Raw genomic sequence first — 22835 nt, 5'->3', positions numbered from 1 at the left:
GTTTTATAAGGAGTTACGTTCAATAATATTGGTTTCTACTATTTTTGAAATTGGAGTTCTATTTTTTACAAATTCACCAGCTAAACGACCTATTTCGGTAAAGTTGGTTGAAATTACAGTTATTCCATCTGCTATTATTTCTTTTATAGGCATATCATTATAAGATAAAATACCAATGTCTTTACCAAGTTTTAAGCCTTGATTTTTAGCTTCTTTAACTAATTTAACCAAGTCGTTTTCAGATAGAACAATGTAAAAACTCCCTTTTTTTAAGTTTTTGAATCGATCAAAAACCTTTAGAGGAATATGTTGCATTTCAAAATATTTAATGAATGCATTTTTAATTTTAATAGAGAATTCTATTTCTTTTGGGAAAAGTAAAACACCTTGATTGTACTTTTTTAGATTATTATTTATGTTAGGCATTGCGTTTAATATGCTTTCATAAAAATTCTGACATATGTATGAGTAACCTTCAAGTTCAGCTAATTGATCAATAATTAAAACTTTTTCTGGAGGGATTTCGGCAATAATTTTTGCAATATCTGGATTAGAGTAGGGTGTTATAACAAACAATCCGTAATTATTCAACTTATCTAATATTAAGCTTTTAAATACAGCAGTGTTGCAATGATGGAAAAAAACTTCAACAGATGCATAATCTCCAACACTTTTTTCAAACGCATTATAAAGCTGCTCTTGAAAAGGATTTAAATTATGCAAAAGCATTATCACTTTTACTTTACGCTTTGTGTTTTCACTAATGACAAAATACCCATAACGAGGACGAGATTCTATAATTCCTCTATTTATAAGCTCTTTATATGCTTTAACAATTGTAGTGCGGGCAATTGACAAACCTTTAACAGCTTCATTTACCGATGGAAGTTTACTGTCTCTAACAATAATTTTCTTTTCAATTGCATCGCTAATTGCATTAACTATACTTACAGATTTTACAGAAGTTCCTTTGGAAATTTCTAAATTTATTAATTCAAAAAGAGTTGAAAACATATGTTATAATTATATTTTGTGCTGTGCTGCGCTGTGCTGTTTTCAAAAGTACAAAATAAAATTAAAAATAGAATGTTTTAACAAAAATAAAAGTTGCTGTAGCAGGTTATATCTCTCATTATAAAGTGATTACGGTTAGGGTGGAAGGCGCTATATAAAAAAAACGAGTTTTAGTTATATTATTCAACACAAGAACTCTGAACCGCATTATTAGCATATTTATTATAGTTTGCATAATCGTATTTGTTTAAATCTACAATTAGGATTCGATCAATACTAAATTCAGAGGATCTTCCTGTAATAGTTAATCTATAGGTTTCTCCAGCTTTAAAGCTATATGTAGCCCAAGGTTTTACTGAATGCAAGTCTAATTGGCCAGCTGCATTTTTAAATTCTCCAATACCACCAGTTCCAAAAAATTTGGTGTCTTTTTTCAAGGCATTTGTATTGGTTGAATTTCTGTCATAATTTTTGAGACAAGCGTTCATTTCACCAGCAACAAAATCTCCTTCCATTTTAATAAAACAGTCGTTATTGGCATCTTGCGCAACTCCATCAGGTTTTGAACTTCTAATCATAAAACGATAAATTCCCGCATTTTGAATTTTAAATTTATAAACTAATGGAGAGCTACCTGTAAAAGGTCCTTTGTATCTTAAGTAACCAGTTCCTCTATAATTTGGAATTGAAGATTCATAAATCCATTTATTAAAATCTGATTTGGTGTTTTCAGCCTCAAAAATAAGGAGTCCGTTTTCTTCTAAAAACACATCACATTTGTTATCGGTAGGAGTTATGGTATCATCAATATATTCTGGAGTTGGTTGAACATCACCATCGCAAATAGCAATTCCAATTTTAGTAGACTCTTCTTCTTCTTCTTCTTCTTCTTCTTCTATAATTTCTTCTTCCTCTAGTGTAATAATTTCTATAATATCAGTATCGTCATTAGATGTTGAACAAGAAAAAACTATAACAAAAAGTAATAAAAGTAGTAAGCGAGTATATTTCATAGTTAAATGGTTTTTAGATAAATCGAAATTAAAATATTGTACAGTTATCTATTAGAGTTTTAAATTAATAAAGTACTACATATGTGTTTTTATCAAAAAAAACCTTACCCTTTCTAACTTTTTATAACAATTAATTTAGCTAATTCCTCAGCAGTTAAGTCTTTATAATTCTTCCCGTTGAAAACAGCTTTATCCTCAACTTCAATAGACATCGTTTTTTTTGTGGCATAACCAGAAATTATTTTAGTTTCAGAATTTAAAATGTTATTTCCTTTAATTTTTAAAAAACCTTTTCCGTAGCCAATTGCAATGGCAGGTTGTTTACTATGTGTAATAATGTTGCCATCTAAGGTAATATTACTCGATCCAAAATCTATTTTCTCTTCATTAGGTATTTTTCGTCCATTACCGTGCCCAGTATATCCCGTAGAAAAAATAATTATTGCATTACCAACGTCATTTTTAAGAATGTTATTTTTAATTAATAAGTCTCTAGTATCATGTTCAATATGGATGGCTTGTGAATATTTTTGTAAACCACCATCCATTCTTTTATTATTTTGAATAATTGCATTTCTAGTGTTTGCTATAGCTACGTTAAACCTATCAGCAACAAAAAACTCACAATTATCTATTATTATATTTGAATGGTCTATCAAGTTTGTATCGGCAAATGCATTATCAATACTAATTTGATGATCTCCACCTATAAATACACATTTAGTAACCAAAAAGTCCTTTAAAATTACCGAATCCATTGTTTGAACACCAAACTTACAATTATTAAATTCTGAATTTTCAACTATAATATTTTTAAAATCACCTCTAAAATCAACTCCAGTATATTTACCATTTGTAAATGAACAGTTTTTAATTGTAATATTGCTTAATAACTGTTTTTTTGCTTCAACTCTAATTAAGTTTACAGCGTTACTAAAGGCAATGTTTTCAAATGTTATATCGCTAGCTTGTAATACAACTAAATTGTTTTTTTGAACCTCTTTTGTAAATTTATATTTATTACCATCATCTGTACGCTTACCTTTAAAAGTAATTCCACTTTTTTTTATAGTGAAATGTTTGTCGGTATTTTTAAAAACAATATCTATATCTATTAAAATAACGTCACCAGCTTTGGCTTCATTATACGCTTTATTCAATTTTTCAACTGAACTTCCTTTTTTAGAAGATACTTTTATGGTTTTTGCGTGAGTAATGTTTAAACCAATTAAAACTAAAAATACGAACTGAAAATATGTTTTCATAAATTAATGTGATATTATATATTATTTGAAACAAAAGTAGATGAGATATATTTAAGTTTAAACGACTTATGATTTGAAATGGATAACATATGATTTTAAGAGTTATCCATATTGTAATGTTAAAGTTTCTAGTACGACCTAGTTAAGGTATGAATTCATTCATTTTTTTGTACATTGAACTTTTAAATAAGCAATAATGACTACTATAAATAAATCTACTTTAGATTTTTTAAAGCAACTAAAGAAAAACAATAATAGAGATTGGTTTAATGACCACAAACAACAATTTCAAGTTGAACAAAAAAACGCAAAAGATTTCTATAATGAGCTTATGGAACGTTTAAAAGCGCATGATGATATTGACAAATTTAAATTTTTTAGAATTTATAGAGATGTGCGTTTTTCAAAAGATAAAACACCATACAAACCACATTTTGCAGGATCGTTTTCACGGGCTACACAAAGATTAAGAGGAGGTTATTATTTAAGAATTAGACCTGGAGAAAGTTTTTTAGCAGGTGGTTTTTGGGAGCCCAATAAAGAGGATTTATTACGAATTAGGAAAGAATTTGAAATGGATACTGTTGAAATTAGAGAAATAATTTCAAACAATAAGTTTAAAAAGTATTTTGGGGAATTGCAAGGTGATGCTCTAAAAACTGCTCCTAGAGGTTTTGATAAAGAGCATCCAGATATGGATTTGATTCGTATGAAACAATTTATTGTGGTGCGTAATTTTACAGATAAAGAAGTATTAGCACCTAATTTTTTAGATGAATTAGATGATAGTTATAAAGCAATGAGACCATACTTTGATTATATGAGTGAGATTTTAACTACCAATTTAAATGGAGAATCCATTATTGATTAAAAAAAAGCCTGCATATGCAGGCTTTTTTTATGTGTTTTTTTAACTTTTACGTTCTAACAGCGCCATGTAAAATCCATCATATCCCGATTTAAAAGGAGACACCTTATGATCTTTATGAATTATAAAATCAGGATTATTTTTTAAAAATGCTTTCACTTGATTTTCATTTTCCGAAGGTAAAATAGAACAAGTAGCATACACTAATTTCCCTCCAGGTTTAACTAATTGAGAATAGCTTGCTAAAATTTCAGATTGCGTTTTAATAATATTATCAACAAATTCTTTTTCTAATTTCCATTTACTGTCTGGGTTTCTTTTTAATACACCAATTCCACTACAAGGAGCATCAATTAAAACTCTGTCAGCAGTACCTCGCATTTTTTTAATAACTTTTGATGAATCTATTACTTTGGTAGTAATGTTATGTGCGCCAGCTCTACGTGTTCTAATTTTTAATTTTTTTAATTTACTTTCGTAAATGTCAGTTGCAATAATTTGCCCTTTATTCTCCATTAAAGCACTTAAATGAAGTGTTTTACCACCAGCGCCTGCACAAGTATCAATTACTCGCATTCCAGGTTTTACATCTAAATATTCTGCAACAAGTTGAGAAGAGGCATCTTGTACTTCAAACAATCCATCTTTAAAACACTTTGTAACAAATACATTTGCACGTTCCACTAATTTTAAAGCATCTGTATAACCATCAATAAATTCGGTTTCAATTCCTTCATCTGATAGTTTTTTACGTAATGCAGCTTTGTTGGTTCTTAGTGTATTTGTTCGTAAAATTACTTCGGCTTGTTTGTTTAGCGCAGTAATTTCTTTACTCCAATGTTTTTCTCCAAGTTCTTCTATAGCTAATTTGTCCATCCAATCTGGAATTGACTCTTTAAAAACGCGTATTTTTTGTAACTCATCAAATTTACCTTTATAACGTCTTTCAGGTACACCAACAAATTGTGGCCAATCTGGTAATTTATAACCTTTTAATACAGCAAAAACGGTAAAATTTTTCCAAACATTTTCTGTGGTGTAATGAGATTTTGTTCCAGCAATTTCATTGTATAAACGTTTCCATCTCACCATTTCATATATAGTTTCGGCAACAAATTTTCTATCCCGTGCTCCCCATCTCGAATCTCGTTTTAAAGCTTTTTGAACAACCTTATCGGCATATTCTCCTTCATTAAAAATAAGTTTCATTGAATCAATAACCGTAAACACTAAATTTCTGTGTAATCTCATAAAAAAAAATTAAGGCTGCAAAGTTACGTAATTAGTTGTTAATAAAAATGTAATTGTTTATTGGTATTTGAATTATTACCTTCGTGTTTTTATAAAATTAAATGTCTGTATACTCGTTAAAAACTTCAATTTCTTATTTAAAAGGAGTAGGTCCAAGTAGAGCCGATTTATTAAAATCGGAACTTGGTATTTATACTTTTAATGATTTATTGAATTTTTTCCCAAATAGATATATAGACAGAACACAGTTTTTTAAAATAAATCAACTACAACAAAATTCTTCTGAAATTCAAATAATAGGAAAAATCACCAACATTAAAACGGTGCAACAAAAAAGAGGGAGCAGGTTAGTTGCCACTTTTCGAGATGAAACTGGTTTTATGGAATTAGTTTGGTTTAGAGGGGCTAAATGGATTAAAGATGCTTTAAAAATAAATGAACCCTATGTGATTTTTGGAAAAACAAACTTTTTTAACGGATTGTTTTCAATGCCTCATCCCGAAATGGAATTAGTTTCGGATTATAAAAAAAACTTACGTTCGGCAATGCAACCAGTGTATCCTTCAACTGAAAAGTTGTTAAATAAAGGTATTTCGAATAAAATTGTTTCGAAAATGGTTCAAAATTTATTTGAAGAATTGAATGCAAATTTTAAAGAAACCCTCTCAAATTCAATATTAAATGAGCTAAAATTAATTTCGAAAACAGAAGCCTTATTTAATATTCATTTTCCTAGAAATCAAGAATTATTAACCAAAGCACAACGAAGGTTAAAATTTGAGGAGCTATATTTTATTCAACTTCAATTAATTAGAAAAAAAATAGTTAGAAAGGCAAAAATAAAAGGTTTTAATTTTGAAGAAGTAGGAGATAACTTTAATAATTTTTACAAAAACAATTTACCTTTTGATTTAACAAATGCCCAAAAAAGAGTTTTAAAAGAAATTAGAAAGGATTTAGGTTCTAATGCACAAATGAACCGCTTATTGCAAGGAGATGTAGGTTCTGGTAAAACAATTGTTGCACTATTAACTATTTTAATTGCACTGGATAATGGGTTTCAAGCTGCATTAATGGCTCCAACCGAAATTTTGGCTACACAGCATTATAATTCCATAGTAGAATTATTGAATGGATTAAATATTAACGTAAAATTACTTACAGGTTCTGTAAAAACAAAAGAGCGAAGAGTAATACACAAACAGTTAGAATCTGGAGAATTACATATATTAATTGGCACACATGCGTTGATAGAAGATAAAGTGAAGTTTAAAAACCTAGGATTAGCAATTATAGATGAACAACATAGGTTTGGTGTTGCACAAAGATCTAAAATGTGGCAGAAAAATACGTTGCCACCACATATTTTAGTAATGACCGCAACTCCAATTCCAAGAACTTTAGCTATGAGTGTTTATGGAGATTTAGATATTTCTGTTATAGATGAATTACCACCGGGTAGAAAAGAAATTAAAACTGCTCATAGATATGATTCTAATAGACTTTCAGTTTTTAAATTTTTAAAAGAAGAAATAGCAAAAGGACGACAAGTTTATATAGTTTATCCGTTAATTAATGAATCTGAAGCAATGGATTATAAAGATTTAATGGATGGATATGAGAGTGTTGTAAGAGAATTTCCACCGCCAAATTATCAAGTAAGTATAGTTCATGGAAAAATGAAACCAGCTGATAAAGAATATGAGATGCAGCGTTTTATTAAGGGTGAAACTCAAATAATGGTAGCAACAACAGTAATTGAAGTTGGTGTAAATATTCCAAATGCCAGTGTAATGGTTATAGAAAGCGCCGAACGATTTGGGTTGTCTCAATTACACCAATTAAGAGGGAGAGTTGGACGTGGTGCCGAACAAAGTTATTGTATTTTAATGACAAGTTTTAAATTGTCTGCCGACGGTAAAGTTCGATTAAATACAATGGTAGATACTAGTGATGGATTTAAAATTGCAGAAGTTGATTTAAAATTGAGAGGTCCAGGAAATTTAATGGGAACTCAGCAAAGTGGAGTACTTAATCTAAAAATTGCCGATATTATTAAAGATTCAGGTATTTTAAAAACAGCAAGAAGAATTGCAATTGAAACGCTAACAAATGACCCTTCCTTAAATTCACCTAATAATTTACCAATTAGAATTGCGTACCAACAAATTAGTAAAAACAGCACAATTTGGGCTAATATTAGTTAATTTTTATTAGAGATAAATAGTAGACATTATTTAGTATCTTTTCATATTGAAAAAACTTCAATTCAATTGATGCATCTGAATTGTATTTTTTATCTTTGCATTTCGATAAAAAAGAACATTAAACATGAAAATATCATACAATTGGTTAAAGCAATTTTTAAAAGTTGATTGGGAAGCCGAAAAAACAGGAGAATTGTTAACTGATTTAGGTTTAGAAGTTGAAGGAATTGAAACCGTGGAATCTATTAAAGGTAGTTTGGAAGGAATTGTTGTAGGAAAAGTATTAACATGCGTTCAACATCCAAATGCAGATAGATTAAGAATTACAACAGTAGATTTAGGAAATGGAGATCCAGTTCAAATTGTTTGTGGAGCACCAAATGTGGCAGCTGGGCAAACAGTTCCTGTTGCAACAATTGGAACTTTACTTTATGACGATAATGGTGAAAGTTTTAAAATAAAGAAAGGGAAAATTAGAGGAGAAGAAAGTTTCGGTATGATTTGCGCCGAGGACGAATTAGGACTAGGATCAAGTCACGATGGAATTATGGTATTGGATGAAACTTTAAAGGCAGGTACACCAGCTGCAGAAGTTTTTAACATAGAAAAAGATGAGGTTTTTGAAATTGGGTTAACACCGAATAGGGCTGATGCAATGAGTCATTATGGTACTGCAAGAGATTTAAGAGCAGGGCTTATTCAAAATGATATTTCTTTAGAATTAATATCACCTTCAGTTACTGATTTCCATGTGGATGATAGAAGCTTAAGATTTGATGTAGTTGTAGAGGATGTAGAAAAAGCACCAAGATATGTTGGTTTAACTATTTCGGATATTGTGGTTAAAGATTCTCCAGACTGGATGCAAAATAGATTAAAAGCTATCGGTTTAAAACCAATAAATAATATAGTAGATGTAACTAATTATGTATTACACGAATTAGGTCAACCACTACATGCTTTTGATGCATCAAAAATAAAAGGAAATAAAGTAATTGTTAAAACATTACCATCAGGAACAAAGTTTGTTACACTAGATGAGGTTGAAAGAGAATTACATGAAGAAGACTTAATGATTTGTGATGGTAACGAAAACCCAATGTGTATTGCTGGTGTTTTTGGAGGTTTAACTTCTGGTGTTTCTGAAAATACAACTTCAATATTTTTAGAAAGTGCATATTTTAATCCAGTTGCAGTTCGTAAAACGGCAAAAAGACACGCGTTAAATACGGATGCTTCTTTTAGATTTGAAAGAGGTATTGATCCTAATATTACCGAATACGCTATAAAACGTGCCGCAAATTTAATTTTAGAAGTTGCAGGAGGAAAAGTTTCATCTGAAGTAATGGATTATTATCCTACTAAAATGGAACCTAACCAAGTATTCCTTTCTTTTGAGAAAATGGATCGATTAATTGGCGCAAAAATTCCAAGAGAAACAGTAAAAAATATTTTAGCTTCATTAGATATTAAATTTAATAGTGTTACCGACGGAGGAATTGGATTAACAATTCCAGCATATAGGGTAGACGTTACTAGAGAAGCGGATGTTATTGAAGAAATTTTAAGAGTTTATGGTTATAATAATGTAGAGTTTTCTCATAAATTAAATACATCAATTGCATTTTCAGATGTAGATAACGTTAAAATTGAAAATGTAATATCCAATCAACTTGTTTCACAGGGTTTTAATGAAACAATGGCTAATTCATTAACAAAGGCAAATTATCTTTCGTTAACAGAAATGTTGAATGAAACTAATAATGTGGCCATGTTAAATCCGTTAAGTAACGATTTAGGTGTTATGCGCCAATCAATGTTATTTAGTGGGTTAGAATCTGTTATTTACAATATTAATCGTAAAAATAGCTCGGTAAAATTCTTTGAATTTGGAAAAACATATCACAAATATGAAAGTGGTTATTCTGAACAAAAACATTTGACCTTATTTGTTTCTGGAAATAGAACCAAAGAACGTTGGAATGTAACTGCACAAACATCAGATTTCTTTTATTTAAAAGGAGTTGTAATTGCTTTGTTACAACGTTTAGGAATTCAAAAAATAAAAACAACTCCAACAAAAAATGATGTATTTTCAGAGGGAATAACGTTAAGTTTAGGAAAAATTAAATTAGTTGATTTAGGGGTTGTGAAACAATCAATTAACAAAGAGTTTGGAATAAAACAAGAAGTTTTATTTGCTGATTTTAATTGGGAAAACTTGTTAAAAGTTGGAGGTAAATCATCAATTAATGTTTCGGGATTACCAAAATTTCCGGCTGTTAAACGCGATTTTGCTTTACTTTTAGATAAAGAAACTACTTTTGGTGAGATATATAATTTAGCATTTCAAGCAGAAAAAAATCTTTTAAAAGACGTTGATTTATTTGATGTTTATGAAGGTGATAAATTACCAGAAGGTAAAAAATCGTATGCAGTAAGCTTTTTATTGCAAGATGAAAACAAAACATTAAACGATAAACAAATTGATAAAATAATGCAAAAATTGCAGCATACATTTGAGAAAAATGTAGGTGCAACATTGCGTTAAATAATAAGAAATTAATTTTAAAGCCTTTAGATATTTTTACTAAAGGCTTTTTTTATAATTTTGCACAAACATTATTATATGTATAAAAGTATTATTAGACCTTTATTTTTTCTATTCGATCCTGAAAAAATTCACCATTTTACATTTTCATTAATAAATTTCCTTTCAAAAATTCCTGGGGTTTCAGCTATTTTTAGAAGCTTATTTCAAATTAATGATAAAAAATTAGAACGTAATTTATTTGGTTTAACTTTTAAAAATCCTGTTGGATTGGCGGCTGGTTTTGATAAAAATGCAGTTTTATACAATGAATTGGCCAATTTTGGTTTCGGTTTTATTGAAATTGGAACGGTTACGCCAAAGGCACAAGAAGGAAATCCGAAAAAACGTATATTTAGATTAAAAGCTGACAATGGCTTAATAAATAGAATGGGATTTAACAATGAAGGGGTAGAAGCCGCCATTGAAAAATTAAAAGAAAATAAAGGAAAAATAATAATTGGAGGAAATATAGGTAAAAATACAGCAACAATGCCAGATAATTACACCAATGATTATTTGGAGTGCTTTAAAGCGTTGCATCCTTATGTAGATTATTTTGTGTTGAATGTAAGCTGTCCAAATGTTGGAAGTCACGCAAAACTTACAGATAAAGATTATTTAGTTGAATTAATTACTGAAGTTCAAAAATTAAATAAAACGTTTAAATTTCAAAAACCAATTTTATTAAAAATTGCTCCAGATTTAAATGAAATTCAATTAGATGAAATTATTGATTTGGTGGCTGAAACCAAAATTGATGGGGTAATTGCTTCAAATACTTCAGTGAATAGGGAAGGCTTAATTGCTTCAGAAAAACAATTGGAAAATATTGGCAATGGAGGATTAAGTGGTAAACCGGTAAGAGATAGAAGTACAAACGTTATTAAATATTTATCTAAAAAATCGAAGAAAGCATTTCCTATAATTGGAGTAGGCGGAATCCATTCTGCAGAAGATGCATTAGAAAAAATAAATGCGGGTGCTGATTTAGTTCAAATTTATACAGGTTTTATTTATGAAGGTCCAGGTTTGGTTAAAAGAATTAATAAAGCAATTTTAAATGAATTAAACTAATTCAGGTTTAATTCCATCACAAAATCATCCATAAAATATCCTTTTCCAATATTCATAATAACTTTTTTGGTGATATTAAAACCTAATTTTTGATACCAGTTTATACTATTGGCATTGTGTTTATTTACGGTTAACCAAATTGTATTTATATTTTTTTCTTTAGCAATAGTTTTGGTTAAATTTATGAGTTGGGTGCCATATCCATTACCATTTTCACTTTTATCAACATAAATTTTACTAATCATAATTTTATTTGAATCAGGATCGGGAAGTAAACATAAATATCCTATAGCATTTTTAGAATTCGAGATTAAATAATAGCAGTATCCATTTTTTATTTGAGATTTAATTGCGTCAAAACTTTGAAATTTATTAACCATATAATCAACTTGTTTTTGACCAATAATTGGAGTGTAGTGTGAATTCCAAATAGTATTTGCAAGTTTTGCAACAATTAGAATATCAGCATCTTCTAATACTTTTCGAATCATATTTATAATGTATATTGTTTTGAAATGATTTGAGTGAATAAATATAATAAGTATTTGGTTATATTTATAAGTTTTACATTTAAATTGATACTATTTTATTACTAATTCTATTCGTATATTTGAAGTTATATGAAGCAGGTAAAACTCATAGAATGTCCAAGAGATGCAATGCAAGGAATAAAAACACATTTTATTCCAAGTGAAGCAAAAGCTCAATATTTAACAGCTTTATTAAGAGTTGGTTTTGATACTATTGATTTTGGCAGTTTTGTCTCTCCAAAAGCAATTCCTCAAATGAAAGATACAGAGAAAGTACTTTCTATGTTAGATTTATCGAAAACCCAAAGTAAATTATTAGCCATTGTTGCTAATGTTCGTGGAGCTCAAGATGCGAGTCGGTTTGAAGAAATCGATTATTTAGGTTATCCCTTTTCAATTTCTGAGATATTTCAAATGCGAAATACCGGCAAAACAATTGAAGAGTCTGTTATTATTTTAAATGAGATTTTAGAAATTGCCGATAAATCTTCAAAAGAAGTTGTAGCTTATTTATCCATGGGATTTGGAAATCCATATGGTGAGCCTTGGAATGTTGATATTGCTTCAAAATGGACTGAAAAGTTATCTGCAATGGGAGTGAAAATTTTATCAATGTCCGATACTATTGGAAGTTCCACTCCAGAAATTATTTCTTATCTTTTTTCTAATTTAATATCACAATACCCACATATTGAGTTTGGAGCTCATTTGCATACTACACCTAACACTTGGTTTGAAAAAGTTGATGCAGCATACAAAGCTGGATGTAATCGTTTTGATGGTGCTATAAAAGGATACGGAGGCTGTCCTATGGCCAAAGATGCATTAACAGGGAATATGCCAACAGAAAAACTTATTACTTATTTTAACCAACAAAAAGTATTTACCAATATAAGTGCTATGAGTTTTGAAAGCGCTTATAATGAAGCCTTAAAAATTTTTTAAACTAGTAATTTTCATATTTCTTAAAGAATATATATGACAAATGTCATATTATTTATAATTATTCTAAATAAGCTTTTGTCATGTAACTGAAGTTACATATTTTTGCGATACTATTTAAAATAAGTCTAAATAAGAATAATTATAATAAAAATGAAAAATTTAAATTTACTAGTAGTAACATTGTTAATTGGAGTAGTTGGTTACGCTCAACAAAATCAAAATAACAACTATTTAAATTCGGGGAACACCTTATTAAATAATCAAACCCAGAATGGAATAACTCTTGGAGGTTATGGTCAAATAGATTATAATGAGCCTGATGGTTCCAGTGCAGGTAACATAGATGTACATAGATTGGTGTTACTGTTTGCATATAAGTTTAATGATAAAGTAAGTTTTTTAACTGAAATTGAATATGAACATGTTAAAGAAGTATATGTTGAACAAGCATTTATTAGATATAAAGCAAATGAAAATATAAGTGTATTAGCTGGATTAATGTTAGTACCAATGGGAATAATAAATGAATATCATGAGCCAACAACGTATTATGGAGTTGAAAGACCCAATGTAGATAAGTATATTGTTCCAACAACCTGGAGGGAGTTAGGAATAGGTGTTTCAGGTAGAATTGATAATGCTTCATTAAAATACCAAGCTTATTTATTTAATGGATTTATATCATTTACCGATGGTTCGGGAATATTAAGAGGTTCGGATGGCCTAAGAAAAGGCCGTCAAAAAGGAGCAGAATCTGTTATAAATTCACCAAATTTTTCAGCAAAATTAGATTATTACGGAATTGCAGGTTTAAGATTAGGACTTTCAGGATATTTTGGAAATACTCAAACCGATGATTCTTTAGTTGATAGTTCAACTATTGGAGTATCTATGATTGGATTGGATGCTCGTTATAAATACAATAATTTAGAATTAAGAGGTCAATATATTACAACCAGTTTAAGTGATACTGAAGATTATAACACTTTAACAGGTAAAGATTTAGGTTCTAAAATGAATGGGTTATATGGTGAGGTTGCATATAGTTTTGATTTAAAGGGAGTAGAAAAATTAACACCTTTTTTACGTTATGAAAAATACAATACACATGCAGATACAGACGGTAGTTTAGTTGCCAACAAAGCATATGATAGAAACGAATTAATTTTTGGTTTAAACTATAAAGTTGCACAAGGAGCAGCTTTTAAAGTAGATTATCAACTTATAAATAACGCAGTATCTGGAAGTGAAACATCTAAGCAATTTAATGCCGGAGTTGCTTTATGGTTTTAATTAATTTAATAAAAAGAAATTTATAGAATTTGCTGAGTTTTTGAAATTGTAAAAATTTTCAAAGCTCAGTTTTCTATTTTACTTTTTTATATCTCTATAAAAAATAGTATTATTACAATCGAAATTATGAAAAGAATTCTAATTATTACCTTATTATTTTTTGTTGTTACTGGTTTCAGCTCTTTAAATAGAGTTGATAAGTTAATAGAAAAAGAAATTAAGCAAGTGTTTGAAATAGAATCATTTTTAAAAGAAGTGGTTGAAATTCCAAGTCAACTAAATGCAACATTACCAATAAAAATTACCGATTCAAATTTTTATAAGCTTTCTTTAAAAGAAAATTTACTAGGATATTATTATTTCGGACAAGCTTATGGGAAAGCCGATTATTTCGATTTCATAGTTATTTTCGATAAAGATTTAATTGTATCTAAAGTGAAAATAGTTACTTATAGGGAAGAACATGGAGGCGAAGTAGGAAGTAAGCGTTGGTTAAAACAATTTTTAGGTAAAAATATTGATCAAGAATTAAAATATCAGAAAGATATTGCAGCAATTTCAGGAGCTACCATTTCGGCTAGATCAATGACTAATGAAGTAAATAAATTATTAAAAACAGTTCAAATATTAAATCTTAACCAGTTATTATAATGGAATTTCATGGACTTATTCATACATTTCCTAAGGAGGTAAAAGCAGTTTTAGTTGCGTTTGTAATTACTTTAAGTGTTGGTTTCTATGGAGGATTAAGTTTTGTAAGATCAACAACATCAATGTCTTTAATAGGAATTGAAACACATTATTTAGGAAATGAAAATGATGAGGAAGCCGAAATAATGAAATTCAAAAAAAGCAAAGGAGAAATTCTAACGGTTGTTCATAATCATATTCTCTCATTATCTGTTATTTTTTTGCTACTATCTTTAATTTTGTCAACCACTTCAATAAATAAGAAGCTAAAGCATTTTTTAATGATTGAGCCATTCTTTTCTCTTATTTTTACATTTGGAGGTATTTATTTACTTTGGAGTGGTATAATATGGTTTAAATATATTGTAATATTTTCCGGAACTTTAATGGTGTTAAGTTTTAGTATAGCTACATTGGCTATTTTAAAAGAAATTTTCTTTTCAAAATCTTAAATTTCTCAAGTAAATTCAAATGCTTAAAAGGTGTATTTATAGAACTTTATACAATTCAAAAAATAAAAAACAGTATTCTATAGTTTGTGGTTAAAAAGTTTAAAGAAATTGTTTTAACATAAATGTTATTTTGCTTACGATGTTAGAAAAGTAATTTTGCTCTACTTTTAAAACTTATAAGATAAAAATAGGTATTTAATATAAATAGTTTAAATTTGCACGCAATTAATTTCTAAGTTGATTGCACTATGATTTCAGACACTTCAAAATTTGTAGGAGAAGGATTAACCTACGACGATGTATTACTTATCCCAGCATATTCAGAGATACTTCCACGAGAGGTTAGTACTCGAACTAAATTTTCAAAAAATATTACTTTAAACGTTCCAATTGTTTCGGCAGCAATGGATACAGTAACAGAATCGGAAATGGCAATTGCTATGGCTCGTGAAGGAGGTATTGGTGTTTTACATAAAAACATGACTATTGAAAAACAAGCCAATGAAGTTAAAAAAGTAAAACGTTCAGAATCGGGAATGATTTTAGAACCTGTTACTATAACCAAAGATGCCACAGTTTCTGAAGCGAAATCAATTATGAAGGAATATGGTATTGGAGGAATTCCTGTTATAAATGGAGAAGGTACTTTAATTGGGATTGTTACCAATAGAGATTTACGATTCGAGGGAAATAATTCAAGAAAAATTGAAGAAGTAATGACTTCTAAAAATTTAGTAACTGTTGCTAAAGGAACTTCATTAAAACAAGCTGAAATTATTTTACAAGATAACAAAATAGAAAAGTTACCAGTTGTTGACGATAATTATAAACTAGTTGGGTTAATTACTTTTAGAGATATTATAAAAGTAAGCGAAAATCCATATGCAAATAAAGATACTTACGGTCGTTTAAGAGTTGCTGCTGCATTAGGTGTTACTGGTGATGCTGTAGAACGTGCAGAAGCATTGATAAAGGCAGGTGTAGATGCATTAATTATTGATACTGCACACGGTCATACAAAAGGTGTGGTTTCAGTATTAAAAAAGGTGAAAAGTAAGTTTCCAAATACAGATATTATAGTAGGAAATATTGCAACTGGAGCAGCAGCAAAATATTTAGTAGAGGCCGGTGCTGATGCTGTAAAAGTTGGAATTGGCCCAGGTTCAATCTGTACTACGCGTGTAGTAGCAGGTGTTGGGTTTCCTCAATTATCAGCTATAATTGATGTTTCTAATGCTATAAAAGGAAGTGGTATTCCAGTAATTGCAGATGGAGGTATAAGATATACAGGAGATATTCCAAAAGCAATTGCGGCTGGTGCAGATACAGTAATGCTAGGTTCATTATTGGCCGGAACAAAAGAATCACCAGGAGAAACAATTATTTTTGAAGGTAGAAAATTTAAATCATACAGAGGTATGGGATCAGTTGAAGCTATGAAAAAAGGTTCTAAAGATCGATATTTTCAGGATGTAGAAGATGATATTAAAAAACTTGTTCCTGAAGGGATTGTTGGAAGAGTGCCTTATAAAGGTGAATTAAATGAAACAATGCATCAATTTATTGGAGGTTTAAGAGCTGGTATGGGTTACTGTGGAGCAAAAGATATTGAAACACAAAAGAAGGCTCAATTTATTAAAATAACATCTGCTGGTATGCGCGAAAGCCATCCACATGATGTAACAATTACCAAGGAAGCTCCAAATTATTCTAGATAAGAATTGAAAGTTATTATATAAAAAATCCAGCAATATTGCTGGATTTTTTAGTTTTAAATGAATCTTAATTAAAGAAAACAGCATTGGTAAAAAAGAGTTTACCATTTTCCCAAAACGATCTTATTAAAGGATTATCTACCATATAAATTATTTTTCCATTTCCTTTATGCTCCACACCAAATAAAAGAGATTTTGGAATAAGATTTAATGCATTTTCTCCTGCAAAACCTGAAATCTGAATTGGGTTTTCATTAAAGTAAGCAACATTGTATCCTTTTTCCAATAAATAATAGGACCTTGAAGATCTTTTAAGAGATTTGTAATTAGTGCTATATCCAAAAGCCAAGGGATGAGAAGAATCAACCGTGCTTTTAAAAATACTACCACTTATATTGTTTTGGATGTTTTCTTTTTCTCGCTGATTAAATGGTATTAAATTTAAACTGTCTTTTTTAATCTCACTTTTTTTCCTTTTTAAAATAAAACCTTCTTTATCGGCAAAGTTGTTTAATGAATTTCCAATTGCTATAATTGTTCCTCCATCAGAAGTAAATGAATTTAATTTTTTAAAAGTCTCCTTTGAAAATCTAGAGCCTTCTGCTAAAATTAAAACCTGATATTTAGCCAAATTAATTCCATTTAAATTTTTGGTGTTAAGAACATTTATAGGATAATGTAGTTGGGTTTCAAAAAAATGCCAAATTTCTCCAAAACTTAATGAATTTATACCTTCTCCTGATAATACTGCTATGCTTTTGTTTTTTACAAGAGGAATTTTAGAAGATCCAAAATCAGCACCATTTTGAACAAAACCGGTATTAGTAGAAGCTATTTGTTTATTTAACCTATTTGCAATTTCAACAATAATAGTATCAAAATTTAAAATATGTTTATTTTCACCCCGTATAATAATAAGAGATCCTTTTTTAAAACTTTTATCATCAACAGTAAAATCTGTTGTACTATAACGAACATTAAATCCTTCTTGGAGTAAATCACCTAAAAATTCCGCATCCGAAATTTCATTCCACTTACACATATAAGCGTAAGCATTTTTAACAGGTATAACTTTATTTTTTTTAATTGTAAAAGAATTTGTAGCATCAAACTCATACTCCGCTGCAAACACTTCTAAACCATAAGCATAGGCTAAATTCCAAGCAGTAATATCGTAAGTTATAGGATTTGATAATTTGGCTTCTTTTTCAAACAATACTTTTACCATTTTACCTTTTGGTTGATTGGTTGAAACTATCCAATCTTTATTAGTTGTTTTTAATGATTTTATTGTGTTTAAATCGTAATTAAAAACTTTTATAGACTTTTCGCTAGCTGGAAAATAGTTTATTTCATGTGTGTCTAATATCTTAAATAAATTGTGTAATTTTTCAGAATCACCTCGTAAAATATAGCTTTTGTATTTTAAATTAGAGTTATCGAAAAACTTTGAATACTCATCTATTAATTGTGATGTATTATTAGAAGCCATTTCAACAGTTGAAAGGCCAGTTGTTGTATGGTGTTTAATTCGGTCATTTAAAGTCAAAACAGTATTAGTTTCTGTTGTAATGCCTAATCCGGCTCTTCCGTGTCCAGCTTGCTCATAAGTCATACCAATTGCCCCCATAAATGTAGGGTAGGTATCACCGTAGCTAGGATATAACAAATCGAAAGATTCTTTAGTAAAGTATCTCCAACCATTTTTATCGAAATATTTAGCGTTGTTTTTACCAATTTCTGTTTGAAAATTACGTTGCCAATCTGTTATTATTTCGTGAAATGGTTCGGCGGCAGGAGCAAAGTAATATGGGTTATTGTAACCCTGTTCGTGAAAATCTACGTGTATTTGTGGCATCCATTTATTATATACTTTTAAACGTTGCTGAGTTTCAACTTGTGTTGCCCAAACCCAATCTCGGTTTAAGTCAAATAAATAATGATTTGGTCTTCCACTAGGCCAAGGTTCTTGGTGTTCGATAACATCAGGATTTGCATTGAATGGAGTGTTTTTTATTTGATTGTACCAATTTACATAGCGATCTCTACCATCTGGGTTTAAACAAGGATCTATAATAACTACCGTATTTTTTAACCATTCTTGTTTTTCTGTTATTAATTTATACAAAGTTAACATTGCGGCATCCGAACTCGAAGCTTCATTTCCGTGAACATTATAACTTAGCCAAACAATACCAATTTTAGCATCTGAAGTTCCTTTTAAAATTCCTGCATTTTTTAGATTGTTTTCTCTAATTTTTTCAAGATTATTAATGTTTTCTTCAGAAGAAATAAATGAAACAATCAAAGGTCTATTTTCATTTGTTTTTCCATAATTTTGCACACTCACTTTGGCTGAAAAGTTGTTTACATATCTAAAATAGTCGACCACTTTGTGGTGTCGTGTAAATTGAGAACCTAACTCGTAGCCCAGAAATTCTGAAGGTGATTTAATTTGTGCAGTTATACTAATGGTATTTAATACTAATAAAAAAAATAAGGTAAAAAGGCGATTCATTTATTTAAAAATTTAAGCTTCAAATGTAACTAAATAAACTTTAATTTATAATTGGTTTAAGAATAGAGATTATATATTTTTACTTAAAATCGATATATATTGAAAAAAGCTTATTTTAATTGGAGTACAGGTAAGGATTCGGCTTTGGCTCTTTATAAAATTTTAAAAAATGAAGATTTTATAATTGATGCTTTAGTAACAACGGTAAATAAAAAATTTAATAGAGTTTCTATGCACGGTGTTCCAGAAAATTTATTAGACGAACAGGCGAAACAAATTGGAATTCCACATAAAAAAATATATTTTCCAGAAGAGGTTTCAATGGAAAAGTACAATGAAATAATGAAAACAAGTATTAATTCGATTGTAAAAAATGGAAATTTTAAATACTCGGTTTTTGGTGATATTTTTTTAGAAGATTTACGGAAATTTAGGGAAGATAAATTGGATGAAATTAATTTAATAGGAGTGTTTCCATTATGGAAAATGGATACAAAAGTGTTAATAGAAGAGTTTTTGTCGCTTGGATTTAAGGCTATTACCGTTAGTGTAAATGCTAAATTATTAGATAAAAGTTTTGTGGGTAGAATTATTGATAAACAGTTTATAGAAGATTTACCCAAAAATGTAGACGTTTGCGGTGAAAATGGTGAGTTTCATACCTTTGTTTTTGATGGCCCTATTTTTAAAAACCCTATAAAATATAAAATTGGAGAAAAAGTATTAAAAACGTATCCATCGGACAATAATAATACTTGGGACCATAGTTTTTGGTATTGCGATTTAATTAAAGAATAAATTTTTAGTTAAAAATTTGTTAGATGTTTTATTCACCAACGACAAAGAGCATAATTTTGCTATTTTTATGGACTTAATGGAAGTTGTTATGACTAAAAACATTGATTTAACATATGATTTTGAAAAGCACTGGAATAATACCTATCTTAAAACACCTATAAATAGTTTAGGTTGGTATGAAGATATTGCGAAACCTTCTTTAGAATTAATTAATGAATGTAATTTACCCGACGAAGCAGTAATTTTTAATGCAGGAGTAGGAGCAAGCACATTAATTGAAAGTTTATTAACTGAAGGCTATACAAATATTATAGTTAATGATATTTCATCATCTGCTTTAATTGAACTAAAAAATAGTTTAACAAAACACAATCATTCTAATGTAACTTTTATGGTTGATGATTTAACAAATCCATCAGCTTTATTAAAGTTAAAAAATGTCGATTTATGGCATGATAGAGCTGTTTTGCATTTTTTTACAGAAGAAATTCAACAAAAAGCATACTTCGATTTCCTTAAGAAAATAGTAAAACTTGAAGGGTTTGTAATTTTAGCAGAGTTTAATTTGGATGGAGCTAAAAAATGTTCGGGTTTAAATGTAATAAACTATAATGAAAGCATGTTACAAGAAAAATTAGGAAATGAGTTTAAATTACTAAAATCGTTCAATTACACATATACTCAACCCTCTGGAAACACCAGAGAATTTGTTTACACTTTATTTCAAAGAATTAATAAAATTTAATGAAAGTACATCATATTCCCTTTGCAGAAACAGGTTATTTTTCGAATTTAATTTGTAATTATTTAGCTAAAGATGATAAAATTAAAGATTTCTATGGGAACTTTCCCAATTTGGAAGGCTTTAAAAATCAGTTAAATTTAAAGAAAAATTTTAGCAAAGAAGTTAGAGATAGTCTTGTTGAAGCGCTAGAAAATCAATATAAAAATTTTAATCCAAGTGATATAACCAAAAAAAATATTGATTTTTTAAAAGACGAAAATACTTTTACAATTACAACAGGACATCAATTAAATATTTTTACGGGACCACTTTATTTTTTATATAAAATTGTTTCAACAATAAATTTAACAAAGCAATTAAAAGCTGAATTTCCAAATTTTAATTTTGTTCCAGTTTATTGGATGGCAACAGAGGATCACGATTTTGAAGAAATTAATTACTTTAATTTTAATGGACAAAAAGTTGTTTGGGATAGAGTAAGTAGTGGTGGAGTTGGAAGGTTAAAAACTGATGGATTTGACAAAGTGTTAGAATCGTTTTCTAAACAACTTGGAAATTCTAACAATGCTATTTTTATAAAAGAATTATTTCAAAAAGCATATATTAAACATGATAATTTGGCCGATGCAACACGTTATTTGGTTAATGAACTTTTTGGAGCAAACGGGTTAGTGATAATTGATGGTGACGATAAAATATTAAAAAAACAATTTTCACCAATTGTTAAAGATGAATTGATTAATAACTCTTCCTATAAAGAGGTTTTAAAAACTAGCGAAAAATTAAGTACTAATTACAATACACAGGTTAACCCGCGTGAGATTAATTTGTTTTATTTAAAAGAAAATATAAGAGAACGCATAGTTTTTGAAAATAATAGTTATAAAATAAACAACACAAAACTATCCTTTACAAAAGACCAAGTTTTAAAGGAATTAACTCTTTATCCTGAAAGGTTTAGTCCAAATGTAATTATGAGACCAGTTTATCAAGAAACTATTTTACCCAATCTTTGTTACATTGGAGGAGGAGGAGAGTTGGCATATTGGTTTCAATTAAAAGCTTATTTTAGTAAAATTGAAACTCCATTTCCAATTTTATTATTGCGTAACTCTGTACTTTTAATACCAAATAAAAAAGTACTGAAATTAGAAAAATTAAATGTTTCTTTAGTTAAAATATTTAGCAAACAAAAGGATTTAATAGATAATAAAGTGAAGGAAATTTCGGATATAAAAATTGATTTTTCTGAACAAAAATTATTTTTAAAACAACAATTCGAATCATTAAAAAGATTGGCAGTACAAACCGATAGTTCTTTTTTAGGAGCTGTTTTGGCGCAAGAGAAAAAGCAATTAAATGGTTTGGATAATCTAGAAAAGCGCTTGTTAAAGGCACAAAAGAAGAAATATAAAGATGAAGTTGAACGTTTAATATTACTTCAAAACGAATTATTTCCAAATCAAAGTTTAGAAGAAAGAACAAAGAATTTTTCTGAAATTTATTTAGATTTAGGAAAAGATTTAATTCCAATGCTTTTTAATAGCTTAGATCCATTAAAACTGGAATTTACAATAATTGAATATTAATTATTATTTATTTCCTTAACTGCTTTTTTAAATTCATCCCAGCTAATTAAACCGTCACCATCTAGGTCATAACCTTCAATAAGTTTGGATGAAACCATACCTCTTATAAAACCACTAATTTCTGCCTGTTTTAACAATTCTACAATTTCGGTTTTAGATAATTTTCCCGAACCTTTTTTATCAAAAAAATTAAATGCATCTTCAGGTGTACTAAACTGATTCGTAATTAAAATTTGAATTTTCTTTAAGATAGTTTTTTTAGATTCCATATTATT

Annotated in this window: 19 protein-coding genes; 12 read left to right on the top strand and 7 right to left on the bottom strand. The window is 28.9% G+C overall.

Annotated features, from left to right (window positions below; translation table 11 throughout):
* Positions 1 to 3 precede the first annotated feature (3 nt).
* The 3 genes from Q0776_RS09210 to Q0776_RS09200 all read right to left on the bottom strand — a co-directional run bounded on the left by Q0776_RS09210 (position 4) and on the right by Q0776_RS09200 (position 3292).
* A complete protein-coding gene (locus tag Q0776_RS09210; protein ID WP_298367350.1) occupies positions 4 to 1014 on the bottom strand; it encodes a GntR family transcriptional regulator in 1011 nt (336 codons plus the stop codon).
* 179 nt (positions 1015 to 1193) lie between these two features.
* On the bottom strand, positions 1194 to 2027 hold the full coding sequence (locus Q0776_RS09205; RefSeq protein ID WP_298367349.1) for a hypothetical protein: 834 nt from the start codon (positions 2025 to 2027) through the stop codon (positions 1194 to 1196).
* A gap of 113 nt (positions 2028 to 2140) precedes the next feature.
* Positions 2141 to 3292, bottom strand: a complete 1152-nt coding sequence (locus Q0776_RS09200) for a right-handed parallel beta-helix repeat-containing protein (RefSeq protein WP_298367347.1) — start codon at positions 3290 to 3292, stop codon at positions 2141 to 2143.
* A 196-nt stretch (positions 3293 to 3488) separates the two neighbouring features.
* Here Q0776_RS09200 and Q0776_RS09195 point away from each other — a divergent pair, with 196 nt between their 5' ends.
* Positions 3489 to 4163, top strand: a complete 675-nt coding sequence (locus Q0776_RS09195; protein WP_298367344.1) for a DUF2461 domain-containing protein — start codon at positions 3489 to 3491, stop codon at positions 4161 to 4163.
* Between the two features lie 39 nt (positions 4164 to 4202).
* Here Q0776_RS09195 and Q0776_RS09190 read toward each other — a convergent pair whose 3' ends face one another.
* On the bottom strand, positions 4203 to 5411 hold the full coding sequence (locus Q0776_RS09190; protein ID WP_298367342.1) for a methyltransferase domain-containing protein: 1209 nt from the start codon (positions 5409 to 5411) through the stop codon (positions 4203 to 4205).
* Positions 5412 to 5512: 101 nt separating this feature from the next.
* On the opposite strand from Q0776_RS09190, the gene recG reads away from it, so the two are divergent.
* The 3 genes from recG (at position 5513) to Q0776_RS09175 (ending at position 11285) form a co-directional block, all read left to right on the top strand.
* Complete coding sequence (gene recG / locus Q0776_RS09185; protein WP_298367340.1) at positions 5513 to 7618, top strand: ATP-dependent DNA helicase RecG; 2106 nt, start codon at positions 5513 to 5515, stop codon at positions 7616 to 7618.
* Between the two features lie 124 nt (positions 7619 to 7742).
* Positions 7743 to 10169, top strand: a complete 2427-nt coding sequence (pheT, locus tag Q0776_RS09180) for a phenylalanine--tRNA ligase subunit beta (RefSeq protein ID WP_298367339.1) — start codon at positions 7743 to 7745, stop codon at positions 10167 to 10169.
* 78 nt (positions 10170 to 10247) lie between these two features.
* Positions 10248 to 11285: a quinone-dependent dihydroorotate dehydrogenase gene (locus Q0776_RS09175; RefSeq protein WP_298367337.1), complete on the top strand. Its 1038-nt coding sequence runs from the start codon at positions 10248 to 10250 to the stop codon at positions 11283 to 11285.
* Here Q0776_RS09175 and Q0776_RS09170 read toward each other — a convergent pair.
* Positions 11282 to 11776: a GNAT family N-acetyltransferase gene (locus tag Q0776_RS09170; RefSeq protein ID WP_298367336.1), complete on the bottom strand. Its 495-nt coding sequence runs from the start codon at positions 11774 to 11776 to the stop codon at positions 11282 to 11284. The two genes, Q0776_RS09175 and Q0776_RS09170, sit on opposite strands and share 4 nt — an antisense overlap.
* A gap of 129 nt (positions 11777 to 11905) precedes the next feature.
* Here Q0776_RS09170 and Q0776_RS09165 point away from each other — a divergent pair, with 129 nt between their 5' ends.
* The 5 genes from Q0776_RS09165 to guaB all read left to right on the top strand — a co-directional run bounded on the left by Q0776_RS09165 (position 11906) and on the right by guaB (position 16913).
* A complete protein-coding gene (locus tag Q0776_RS09165) occupies positions 11906 to 12760 on the top strand; it encodes a hydroxymethylglutaryl-CoA lyase (RefSeq protein WP_298367334.1) in 855 nt (284 codons plus the stop codon).
* A gap of 150 nt (positions 12761 to 12910) precedes the next feature.
* Complete coding sequence (locus Q0776_RS09160; RefSeq protein WP_298367331.1) at positions 12911 to 14053, top strand: hypothetical protein; 1143 nt, start codon at positions 12911 to 12913, stop codon at positions 14051 to 14053.
* Between the two features lie 126 nt (positions 14054 to 14179).
* Positions 14180 to 14704 (top strand): FMN-binding protein, encoded by a 525-nt coding sequence (locus tag Q0776_RS09155; RefSeq protein WP_298367330.1) that lies wholly within the window; start codon positions 14180 to 14182, stop codon positions 14702 to 14704.
* On the top strand, positions 14704 to 15195 hold the full coding sequence (locus Q0776_RS09150) for a hypothetical protein (protein WP_298367329.1): 492 nt from the start codon (positions 14704 to 14706) through the stop codon (positions 15193 to 15195). The genes Q0776_RS09155 and Q0776_RS09150 overlap by 1 nt, the downstream gene beginning before the upstream one ends.
* Before the next feature lie 248 nt (positions 15196 to 15443).
* Positions 15444 to 16913: an IMP dehydrogenase gene (gene guaB, locus Q0776_RS09145; protein WP_298367327.1), complete on the top strand. Its 1470-nt coding sequence runs from the start codon at positions 15444 to 15446 to the stop codon at positions 16911 to 16913.
* 64 nt (positions 16914 to 16977) lie between these two features.
* On the opposite strand, the gene Q0776_RS09140 is transcribed toward guaB, so the two are convergent.
* The gene (locus tag Q0776_RS09140; protein WP_298367326.1) at positions 16978 to 19428 is read right to left on the bottom strand and encodes a M14 metallopeptidase family protein; all 2451 of its coding nucleotides are present in this window, start codon (positions 19426 to 19428) and stop codon (positions 16978 to 16980) included.
* Positions 19429 to 19527: 99 nt separating this feature from the next.
* On the opposite strand from Q0776_RS09140, the gene Q0776_RS09135 reads away from it, so the two are divergent.
* From Q0776_RS09135 to bshC, 3 genes are read left to right on the top strand one after another with little or no spacing between them, the layout of a single operon-like run.
* Positions 19528 to 20226: a diphthine--ammonia ligase gene (locus Q0776_RS09135; RefSeq protein WP_298367323.1), complete on the top strand. Its 699-nt coding sequence runs from the start codon at positions 19528 to 19530 to the stop codon at positions 20224 to 20226.
* A 16-nt stretch (positions 20227 to 20242) separates the two neighbouring features.
* Positions 20243 to 20971, top strand: coding sequence for a class I SAM-dependent methyltransferase (locus Q0776_RS09130; protein ID WP_298367322.1), 729 nt, complete (start codon positions 20243 to 20245; stop codon positions 20969 to 20971).
* Complete coding sequence (gene bshC / locus Q0776_RS09125) at positions 20971 to 22560, top strand: bacillithiol biosynthesis cysteine-adding enzyme BshC (protein WP_298367319.1); 1590 nt, start codon at positions 20971 to 20973, stop codon at positions 22558 to 22560. Before Q0776_RS09130 ends, bshC begins: the two co-directional genes overlap by 1 nt.
* Here the strand turns inward: bshC and Q0776_RS09120 are convergent.
* Positions 22557 to 22829, bottom strand: coding sequence for an EF-hand domain-containing protein (locus tag Q0776_RS09120; RefSeq protein ID WP_298367317.1), 273 nt, complete (start codon positions 22827 to 22829; stop codon positions 22557 to 22559). The genes bshC and Q0776_RS09120 overlap by 4 nt on opposite strands.
* Positions 22830 to 22835 lie beyond the last annotated feature (6 nt).

The sequence above is a fragment of the uncultured Lutibacter sp. genome, from assembly GCF_947495725.1.
Taxonomy (GTDB): domain Bacteria; phylum Bacteroidota; class Bacteroidia; order Flavobacteriales; family Flavobacteriaceae; genus Lutibacter.
Note: the sequence above shows the minus strand (reverse complement) of the source record. Positions and strands in the feature narration are given on the sequence as shown.

Coding starts and splice junctions, on each gene's coding strand:
- Q0776_RS09195 (WP_298367344.1), top strand. CDS start 3,489: ATGACTACTATAAATAAATCTACTTTAGATTTTTTAAAGCAACTAAAG.
- guaB (WP_298367327.1), top strand. CDS start 15,444: ATGATTTCAGACACTTCAAAATTTGTAGGAGAAGGATTAACCTACGAC.
- recG (WP_298367340.1), top strand. CDS start 5,513: ATGTCTGTATACTCGTTAAAAACTTCAATTTCTTATTTAAAAGGAGTA.
- bshC (WP_298367319.1), top strand. CDS start 20,971: ATGAAAGTACATCATATTCCCTTTGCAGAAACAGGTTATTTTTCGAAT.
- Q0776_RS09160 (WP_298367331.1), top strand. CDS start 12,911: ATGAAAAATTTAAATTTACTAGTAGTAACATTGTTAATTGGAGTAGTT.
- Q0776_RS09155 (WP_298367330.1), top strand. CDS start 14,180: ATGAAAAGAATTCTAATTATTACCTTATTATTTTTTGTTGTTACTGGT.
- Q0776_RS09210 (WP_298367350.1), bottom strand. CDS start 1,014: ATGTTTTCAACTCTTTTTGAATTAATAAATTTAGAAATTTCCAAAGGA.
- Q0776_RS09170 (WP_298367336.1), bottom strand. CDS start 11,776: ATGATTCGAAAAGTATTAGAAGATGCTGATATTCTAATTGTTGCAAAA.
- Q0776_RS09165 (WP_298367334.1), top strand. CDS start 11,906: ATGAAGCAGGTAAAACTCATAGAATGTCCAAGAGATGCAATGCAAGGA.
- Q0776_RS09175 (WP_298367337.1), top strand. CDS start 10,248: ATGTATAAAAGTATTATTAGACCTTTATTTTTTCTATTCGATCCTGAA.
- Q0776_RS09120 (WP_298367317.1), bottom strand. CDS start 22,829: ATGGAATCTAAAAAAACTATCTTAAAGAAAATTCAAATTTTAATTACG.
- Q0776_RS09150 (WP_298367329.1), top strand. CDS start 14,704: ATGGAATTTCATGGACTTATTCATACATTTCCTAAGGAGGTAAAAGCA.
- Q0776_RS09205 (WP_298367349.1), bottom strand. CDS start 2,027: ATGAAATATACTCGCTTACTACTTTTATTACTTTTTGTTATAGTTTTT.
- pheT (WP_298367339.1), top strand. CDS start 7,743: ATGAAAATATCATACAATTGGTTAAAGCAATTTTTAAAAGTTGATTGG.
- Q0776_RS09200 (WP_298367347.1), bottom strand. CDS start 3,292: ATGAAAACATATTTTCAGTTCGTATTTTTAGTTTTAATTGGTTTAAAC.
- Q0776_RS09140 (WP_298367326.1), bottom strand. CDS start 19,428: ATGAATCGCCTTTTTACCTTATTTTTTTTATTAGTATTAAATACCATT.
- Q0776_RS09190 (WP_298367342.1), bottom strand. CDS start 5,411: ATGAGATTACACAGAAATTTAGTGTTTACGGTTATTGATTCAATGAAA.